This window comes from Aurantibacter sp. (assembly GCF_042094015.1).
Lineage (GTDB): Bacteria > Bacteroidota > Bacteroidia > Flavobacteriales > Flavobacteriaceae > Aurantibacter.
Map to the genome: position 1 here is coordinate 34,483 of NZ_JBELDZ010000014.1, position 7,053 is coordinate 41,535.

At 30.0% G+C, this 7,053-nt stretch carries 9 protein-coding genes and 2 tRNA genes; 4 read left to right on the forward strand and 7 right to left on the reverse strand.

All coding sequences use genetic code 11. The annotated features are described in order from the left end of the window. Positions 1 to 12: 12 nt before the first annotated feature. Both ACFDSN_RS03655 and ACFDSN_RS03660 read right to left on the reverse strand, forming a co-directional pair. A complete protein-coding gene (locus ACFDSN_RS03655; protein ID WP_375238473.1) occupies positions 13 to 2,025 on the reverse strand; it encodes a glutamine--tRNA ligase/YqeY domain fusion protein in 2,013 nt (670 codons plus the stop codon). A 25-nt stretch (positions 2,026 to 2,050) separates the two neighbouring features. Further along, entirely contained in the window at positions 2,051 to 2,632 is a 582-nt protein-coding gene (locus tag ACFDSN_RS03660; RefSeq protein WP_375238474.1) for an outer membrane beta-barrel protein, read from the reverse strand. 139 nt (positions 2,633 to 2,771) lie between these two features. Here ACFDSN_RS03660 and folB point away from each other — a divergent pair, with 139 nt between their 5' ends. Beyond that, positions 2,772 to 3,134 carry a dihydroneopterin aldolase gene (folB, locus tag ACFDSN_RS03665; protein WP_375238475.1) on the forward strand — a complete coding sequence of 121 codons (363 nt, stop codon included), beginning with the start codon at positions 2,772 to 2,774 and terminating at the stop codon, positions 3,132 to 3,134. Between the two features lie 46 nt (positions 3,135 to 3,180). Then, positions 3,181 to 3,251, forward strand: a tRNA-Cys gene (locus tag ACFDSN_RS03670). A gap of 36 nt (positions 3,252 to 3,287) precedes the next feature. Here the strand turns inward: ACFDSN_RS03670 and ACFDSN_RS03675 are convergent. The 5 genes from ACFDSN_RS03675 to rbfA form a co-directional block, all read right to left on the reverse strand. Next, on the reverse strand, positions 3,288 to 3,695 hold the full coding sequence (locus ACFDSN_RS03675) for a hypothetical protein (protein ID WP_375238476.1): 408 nt from the start codon (positions 3,693 to 3,695) through the stop codon (positions 3,288 to 3,290). A 15-nt stretch (positions 3,696 to 3,710) separates the two neighbouring features. Continuing rightward, positions 3,711 to 4,391 (reverse strand): LysE family translocator, encoded by a 681-nt coding sequence (locus tag ACFDSN_RS03680; protein ID WP_375238477.1) that lies wholly within the window; start codon positions 4,389 to 4,391, stop codon positions 3,711 to 3,713. Positions 4,392 to 4,436: 45 nt separating this feature from the next. Beyond that, on the reverse strand, positions 4,437 to 4,736 hold the full coding sequence (locus ACFDSN_RS03685) for a heavy metal-binding domain-containing protein (RefSeq protein WP_375238478.1): 300 nt from the start codon (positions 4,734 to 4,736) through the stop codon (positions 4,437 to 4,439). An 80-nt stretch (positions 4,737 to 4,816) separates the two neighbouring features. Further along, positions 4,817 to 6,022 carry an ABC transporter permease gene (locus ACFDSN_RS03690; RefSeq protein ID WP_375238479.1) on the reverse strand — a complete coding sequence of 402 codons (1,206 nt, stop codon included), beginning with the start codon at positions 6,020 to 6,022 and terminating at the stop codon, positions 4,817 to 4,819. Beyond that, complete coding sequence (gene rbfA, locus ACFDSN_RS03695) at positions 6,023 to 6,418, reverse strand: 30S ribosome-binding factor RbfA (protein WP_375238480.1); 396 nt, start codon at positions 6,416 to 6,418, stop codon at positions 6,023 to 6,025. It lies immediately after the preceding gene. Between the two features lie 98 nt (positions 6,419 to 6,516). Between rbfA and mce the strand changes: the two genes are divergently transcribed. Beyond that, the gene (gene mce, locus ACFDSN_RS03700; RefSeq protein WP_375238481.1) at positions 6,517 to 6,918 is read left to right on the forward strand and encodes a methylmalonyl-CoA epimerase; all 402 of its coding nucleotides are present in this window, start codon (positions 6,517 to 6,519) and stop codon (positions 6,916 to 6,918) included. 57 nt (positions 6,919 to 6,975) lie between these two features. After that, a tRNA-Ile gene (locus tag ACFDSN_RS03705) sits at positions 6,976 to 7,049 on the forward strand. Positions 7,050 to 7,053 lie beyond the last annotated feature (4 nt).

A 7,053-nucleotide genomic window follows, 5' to 3' on the forward strand; every position in this document is an offset into this window, starting at 1 on the left:
TTTTAAAAACAATTAACTTAAAAGTGTTGCTTCTTTTACTAATAACTCATTTTTGTCCTCTAAAGCTTTTTCTATAAAACTTTTTACAACATCATTACGCTCTAAACCTTCTTGAAGTTTTACACTTAAAATAAGTGTTGCTGCAATACGAGTTCCTACTTTTTTAGCTGCAGTTCCAAACAAAGGCTCTAACTCTTCGTAAGTGACCTCTTTTGCTAGTTCTAAAATCTCAGCACGAATTTTTTGTTGTTTTTCTTCTGGTAAATTGGCGTATTTTTTACCTAGTTTATTGATGGTGTTAATTGCTTTTGCACCTTGCTGTGGATTGTTATTTTTTGGTGTGTTATTTTGTTGTTGAGGTTTTGGTTTTATTTTTTCCCAAGAATCTCTTAGCCCAACTGTTTTATTAAATACTAATTTAGAGGCAGTAGAATCTTTATCTACATTAAAATAACCTAAACGTTGAAATTGAAACTGATCTCCAATTTTAGCATCGGTTAAACTTGGTTCTACAAAAGCTTCAATCATTTTTAAAGAATTAGGATTAATAAAATCCATATAACTTTTCTCCTCATGAGAATCTGGGGTTTCGTCCATAAATAAACGATCATATTCTCTAACTTCTACTTTTACAGCATGTTTTATAGAAACCCAATGTAATGTTCCCTTAACACGTTTTTCTGTGTCTTCTGAATAGGTACAATGTACTTCTGTAATGTTACCGTTAGCATCTTTTATAACGTTTTCTGCCTTTATAATGTAAGCATTCTTTAATCTTACTTCTCCTCCTAATTTTAAACGAAAAAACTTACTACTTGCTTCTTCCTTAAAATCGTTTTTTTCAATATAAATTTCACGAGTAAAAGGCACCTTTCTAAACCCTGCGCTATCGTCTTCTTGATTGTTTTCTGCTTCTAACCATTCTTCTTTATCTTCAGGATAATTAGTAATTACAACTTTTAAAGGGTCTAAAACAGCCATGACTCTTGATGCGGATTTATTTAAATCTTCACGAACACAAAACTCCAAAAGAGCTACATCAATAATATTATCTCGTTTAGCAACTCCTGCTTTTTCTACAAAGTTTTTAATTGCATTTGGTGTATAGCCTCTACGACGTAAACCAGAAATAGTTGGCATTCTTGGATCATCCCATCCATTTACAATGTTTTCCTCTACCAGCTTAAGTAACTTACGCTTACTCATTATGGTATAACTTAAGTTTAAACGCGCAAATTCACGTTGCTTAGGTAGCATTTTGTACTTATGCTTAGTATGCGGATAAACTTGCTCTTTAAACCAATCGTAAAGCTCTCTATGAGGTTTAAACTCTAAAGAGCATAAAGAATGTGATATTTGTTCAATATAATCGCTTTCGCCATGTGTCCAGTCATACATAGGGTAAACACACCACTCATTTGCTGTTCTGTGATGATGTTTGTGCAACACACGATACATAATTGGATCTCGCATTAACATATTTACATGCTGCATATCTATTTTAGCACGTAAAATATGTTCACCATCTTTAAATTCCCCGTTTTTCATTCGGGTGAATAAGTCTAAGTTTTCTTCAACAGTTCTATTTCTAAAAGGTCCATCTACACCAGGTTGTGTTGGCGTACCTTTTTGTTCTGCCATAGCTTCGCTAGACTGAGAATCTACGTAAGCTTTATTTTCTTTTATTAAAATAACAGCCCAATCGTATAGTTCTTGAAAATAATCTGAAGAATAACGTTCTTCTGCCCATTTGTAACCCAACCACTCTATATCTCTCTTAATAGCGTCTACATATTCTTGCTCTTCTTTAGCTGGGTTAGTATCGTCAAAACGCAAATTAACTGGTGCATTATAACGTTCGCCCAAGCCAAAACTTATACCGATAGCCTTAGTGTGGCCAATATGTAAATAGCCGTTTGGCTCTGGTGGAAATCGAAAACGTAACTTATCTTTAGATAAACCATTAGCTAAGTCATCTTCTATAATATGCTCTAAAAAATTGAGTGATTTTGTGTTTTCTTCCATAATGTCTATTATAGTATAAGCAAGGCTAAAACCTTAATCCTAAACCAAATTTTAAAAGATTGATGTTTGTGTTGTAAGGCGTAAATAAAGTACCATTTTTTGTGTCAAATTTAACAAAATCGTACTGAACTTGTAAAAATATATTTTTGATTAAATCAATTGCTATTCCTGCATTAAAATTAAAACCTGATTGTGTATCAAAAAAAGAAATTAACTGATTGGTATTAATTTCGTTTCTTGGTTTACCATTAAAAAGCGTAAATGTATATCCAAGTCCAAATTGTGGATGAAACCTTTCTAGCCCTGGTAAAGAAAATTCTGCAAATAATTTAGGTTGGATATTATAAATGGAAACGTTGTAATCTTGATTTATAGATGATTTTGTATTGCTATAAAAAGATCCATTTATTCCTGCGCCAAACTTGATTAAATTTAACTGATAAGTTCTATATTTTAAACCTAAATCAACATATCCGTTATAATTATCTGCTATAAAATTATTTCCAAAAGCCAAAGGATAACTTAACTCTAAACTTAATTTATCTTCTTGAGAAAATAAATTAATCGTAGAAATAAAAAATATAATTATGAGTAATACTCGTTTCATTAATGTGTCAACTTAAATCTATTGTGTCTTTTTAGATAAAACAAAATTAGTTAAATTTTAATGGAATAAAATCACTTCATAATATTTAAAATTAATAATGCCTTTTTTTAACTACTTTTGGACAAAATTATTACAGATAATGGGTATAATTAAAGTAGAAAACATACGTGTTTTTGCTCATCATGGTTGTTTAAAAGAAGAAACAGCTATTGGTAGCGAGTATAGTGTAGACATAAAAGTAAAAGCAGATTTGCAGAAAAGTGCTAGTTCTGATAAATTAGGAGATACGGTAGATTATGTTCTTATAAATAAAATTGTAACAGAAGAAATGGCTATACCAAGTGCGCTTTTAGAAAAGGTTGCAAAACGCATTATAGACCGTATTTTTATAGAAGATAAATTAGTTTCTGTAGCTACGGTTGTTGTAAGTAAAATAAATCCTCCAATTGGTGGCGATGTTGAAAAAGTAACGATTGAAATTTCTGAAAAAAGAAAAGCATAATAGTTAGGTTATAAAAACTATATTTTTTTATATTTGCAACCTTACTGGCGTCGTGGCCGAGCGGCTAGGCAGTGGTCTGCAAAACCATCTACAGCGGTTCGAATCCGCTCGACGCCTCAATAAAGAGTTACTTTTTAAGTAGCTCTTTTTTTATTAGTTTTTAAAATATAAACGTCCTTTATGTGTTAGAACATCTCCTTCAAAATCTACTGTTGCAGAAAATTCATAACCATTCTCTATAAGTTTAATAATTTCGATTCTAACACCACCATAGTCATTAACTAATCTTTCAGTTTCAGAAATTGGTCTAGTGGTTAAATCTTCATTAATCATTAATATATAAGTACAGTCATTAATCCATTTTATATCTGTATAGATTTTGTCTCCAGTTCCGTCTTCTTCTATTTGGTGTTTTTCTGTTCTAGTTAAAGTATGAGGTGTTTTAGTTGTTTCATCTGCAGGAATTATATAAACACCAGTTTTAAAATCACTACAATCTATGTCTTGTGCAGAAGTTAATAAGCTTAATAATAAAATAAAACAAGTTAAAACAGTTCTCATAAATAGTATTTTGTATTAATCCAGCGGATTTATTTGTTCAATCTTTTCTTTAAGTAAGGCTTTTTCTTTAGGAAAAAACCCTTGTGCTAAAAGTAATATTCCAAAACCTAAAATAACTAAAGCAATTAGTTTTTTACTCTTATAAATGCGTTTTGGTGTAAGTTTATTCTTTAAACCTTTTGCTGCTGCCATTTTAAATAGATCTGCTATAAAATAACTAGTTAGCATACTTGCTATAAAAAGAATAACACCATTTTTTGAAGTAGTAATAGAATTTGCAATTACTATAAAGCCTAACCAACCTGCTAAAACACCAATATTAATAAAGTTTAATAAAAACCCTTTAATAAATAATTTTCCATAATCGCGCTGTATATGGATTTCTTGGTATTCTCTAACAATAGATTTAAAAGATTTACTTGCTTTAATAAAGGAAATAATACCATAAATAGTTAATAAAACACCGCCAAAAAGTAAAAAATTTGAATCATCTTTTACTTTCTCAATTAAACTTTCTGTACTATAAAAAGCGACTAAGATAAAGAGAATATCCGCAATAATAACACCTGTGTCAAACACTAAAGCGCTTTTAAAGCCTTTGGTTGCACTCGTTTCTAATAACACAAAAAAAACGGGCCCAATCGTAAAAGATAGAATAATACCAAATGGAATTCCTGCTAAAATATCGTCAAACATATAGATCTTTGAATGTTACTACAAAGTAAAGAAAATTTTATGAATTTACTTTACAATACTTACTGCGGTACCTGTAACAGAAACTACGGTACTATTAGATTGTGTTAACTCTATGTCTACTTTTATTCCAATTACTGCATTTGCATTTAAGGCTATGGCATTATTTTTTAATTGTTGAAATGCTATTTCTTTAATTTCTGACATACTTTCTTGCATTGCTTTATAGTATTTGTCCATAGAAAATGTCATTTTAAGCTTTTGCGTATTAACGGCAATTCCAGAAACAATACCTTTATATTCTGAAACTCTATATCCGTCAACCGAGTTTGTTGTTGTAAAAATCATAATTTGCTTGTTTAGATTATTAGTAGTCTTTAAATGATAAGTGTTACATAAATTTAAGAACCAAAACTATAAATAACGCTCTAGCCTATTTTAATTAAGTTTTTAGTAATTCTACTACTTGCTATTTTTGAAGCAATAACACCTAAAATTGTAATAGTAACAAAAACAATAACAAAGTTTTGAAAATATATAGCAACAGGATATGGTAAATTTGGTGTTAACATAATTAATGAAAAACTATACTGTAATTGGATTATTATATAACCTAAACACAAACCAATAAAACCTCCAAAAACTGACATTAAAAGACCTTGATAAAAGAAAATTTGTCTTATTTGAGGAACTGTTGCGCCAACATTGTAAAGAGTACTTAAGTTGTTGCGCTTATCTAAAATCATCATAATTATAGATCCAATTACATTAAAAAGCGCAATGATTAGTACTAATGTAAAAATAAGATAGACAATTAAATTTTCTGTGTTTAGCATTTTATATAATGCTTCGTTTAATTGTGACGTGTCTTTAACGGTAAATTTTTTTCCAAAAACCGACTCTAATTCTGCTCTAAAATCATCCTTATTAAAAATGTTATTTACTTTTATTTCTAGAGAAGAAATTTGATTTTCTTTATAGTTTAACAAGTTTTTTGCTGTACTAAAAGATGAAAATATATAAGAATTATCAACAGTTTCATTAACTGCAAAAACACCAACATTAATAGTGCTTAGGCTATTAAAAGCTTGATTTTTATTAGTTACTTGCCCTTTTCCTGGTTTAGGAACATAGACGGAAATAGATTTTGAATAATCTAAAACTCCAATAGATAAGTTTCTTGCAATACCGTAACCAGTAACAATTTGAGGTGTGTTTTGTTCTAACCAAGAACCATCATCCAAAATAGAATCTATTGGATTTACACGTTTAAAATTCTCGTCAACACCTTTAATAAAAGCCATTATTTGCTTTCCATCTGAAGATGCCATAACACGTTCTTCAATTACCTTAGAGTAAAAGGCTAAACCATCTACATTGTCTAGTTTGGTTTGAAGTTCTTTATCTAAAACAAACGATTTTCCTGTGGTACTTTCAATTTTAAAATCTGGATCTATTAAGCTAGTAAACTCTAAAGTGAATTCCTTTAACCCAGAAAAACCAGATAATACAATAAATAGTGCTGCAGCGCCTAATATTACACCTAACAAAGCAATATAAGTAATAATATTAATAGCATTATTACTGCTTTTTGAGCGCAAATAGCGCTTTGCTATGTATAGAGAAAAATTCAATTACCCTTTTTTTCTATCGTCTAATAAACTTGGATCTTTAATTGGATTTTCAGTACGTTTTAGAGACTGATCTATTTTAGACATAAACTCAATAGAATCGTCTAAAAAAAATTCTAAATTTGGCATTCTACGTAACTGATTTCTTGTGCGTTGCGCCATTTCATGGCGAATAAAAGGTGTGTTAGCCTTAATTCCTTCTATTATTTCTGAACCTTTTTCGTTAGGAAAAATACTTATATACACTTTAGCAACACCTAAATCAACCGTTACTTTAACTTTAGATACAGAAATAATAATACCACGCATTCCACCTTGTGTAGCGGCTTTCTGAAGTATATCTACTAAGTCTTTTTGTAAAACTGAACCGATTTTTTTTTGTCTTTGTGTTTCTTCCATAATGCAAAAATAGTGTTATTTAAAGATTATAAGTCTTTTACCCTACAAAATTTATACCTTTAGCCTACTAAAATTAAGTAATAAACCATCTTTTTAAAATGAATAATATAGAACATATTGGTATAGCAGTAAAGGATTTAGAAACATCTAACGCTTTATTTGCAAAATTATTTGGTAAACCGCATTATAAAGAAGAGTCTGTAGAAAGCGAAGGCGTAAACACTTCGTTTTTTAAAGTTGGCTCCAATAAAATTGAGTTGTTAGAAGCTTCTAAATCAGATAGTCCTATTGCAAAATTTATAGAAAAAAAAGGTGAAGGGATTCATCACATTGCTTATGATGTAGATGATATAGAGGCTGAATTAAAGCGATTAAAAACAGAAGGTTTTATTATTTTAAACGAAACACCAAAAAAAGGCGCTGACAATAAGTTAGTTGCTTTTCTTCACCCCAAAAGTACTAATGGTGTTTTAATAGAATTGTGCCAAGAGATTAGATAAATACTTTTTTACTTGCTGAAAAATAAAATAAGTAGTAATATTGCAACCTCAATTATAGGTCCTATAGCTCAGTTGGTTAGAGCACCTGACTCATAATCAGGTGGTCCATGGTTCGAGTCCATGTGGGACCACTTT

Excerpts from the sequence above, each read along its gene's own strand:
- ACFDSN_RS03655 (WP_375238473.1), bottom strand. The coding sequence starts at position 2,025 with ATGGAAGAAAACACAAAATCACTCAATTTTTTAGAGCATATTATAGAA.
- folB (WP_375238475.1), top strand. The coding sequence starts at position 2,772 with ATGGGTATAATTAAAGTAGAAAACATACGTGTTTTTGCTCATCATGGT.
- ACFDSN_RS03675 (WP_375238476.1), bottom strand. The coding sequence starts at position 3,695 with ATGAGAACTGTTTTAACTTGTTTTATTTTATTATTAAGCTTATTAACT.
- rbfA (WP_375238480.1), bottom strand. The coding sequence starts at position 6,418 with ATGGAAGAAACACAAAGACAAAAAAAAATCGGTTCAGTTTTACAAAAA.
- mce (WP_375238481.1), top strand. The coding sequence starts at position 6,517 with ATGAATAATATAGAACATATTGGTATAGCAGTAAAGGATTTAGAAACA.
- ACFDSN_RS03660 (WP_375238474.1), bottom strand. The coding sequence starts at position 2,632 with ATGAAACGAGTATTACTCATAATTATATTTTTTATTTCTACGATTAAT.
- ACFDSN_RS03685 (WP_375238478.1), bottom strand. The coding sequence starts at position 4,736 with ATGATTTTTACAACAACAAACTCGGTTGACGGATATAGAGTTTCAGAA.
- ACFDSN_RS03680 (WP_375238477.1), bottom strand. The coding sequence starts at position 4,391 with ATGTTTGACGATATTTTAGCAGGAATTCCATTTGGTATTATTCTATCT.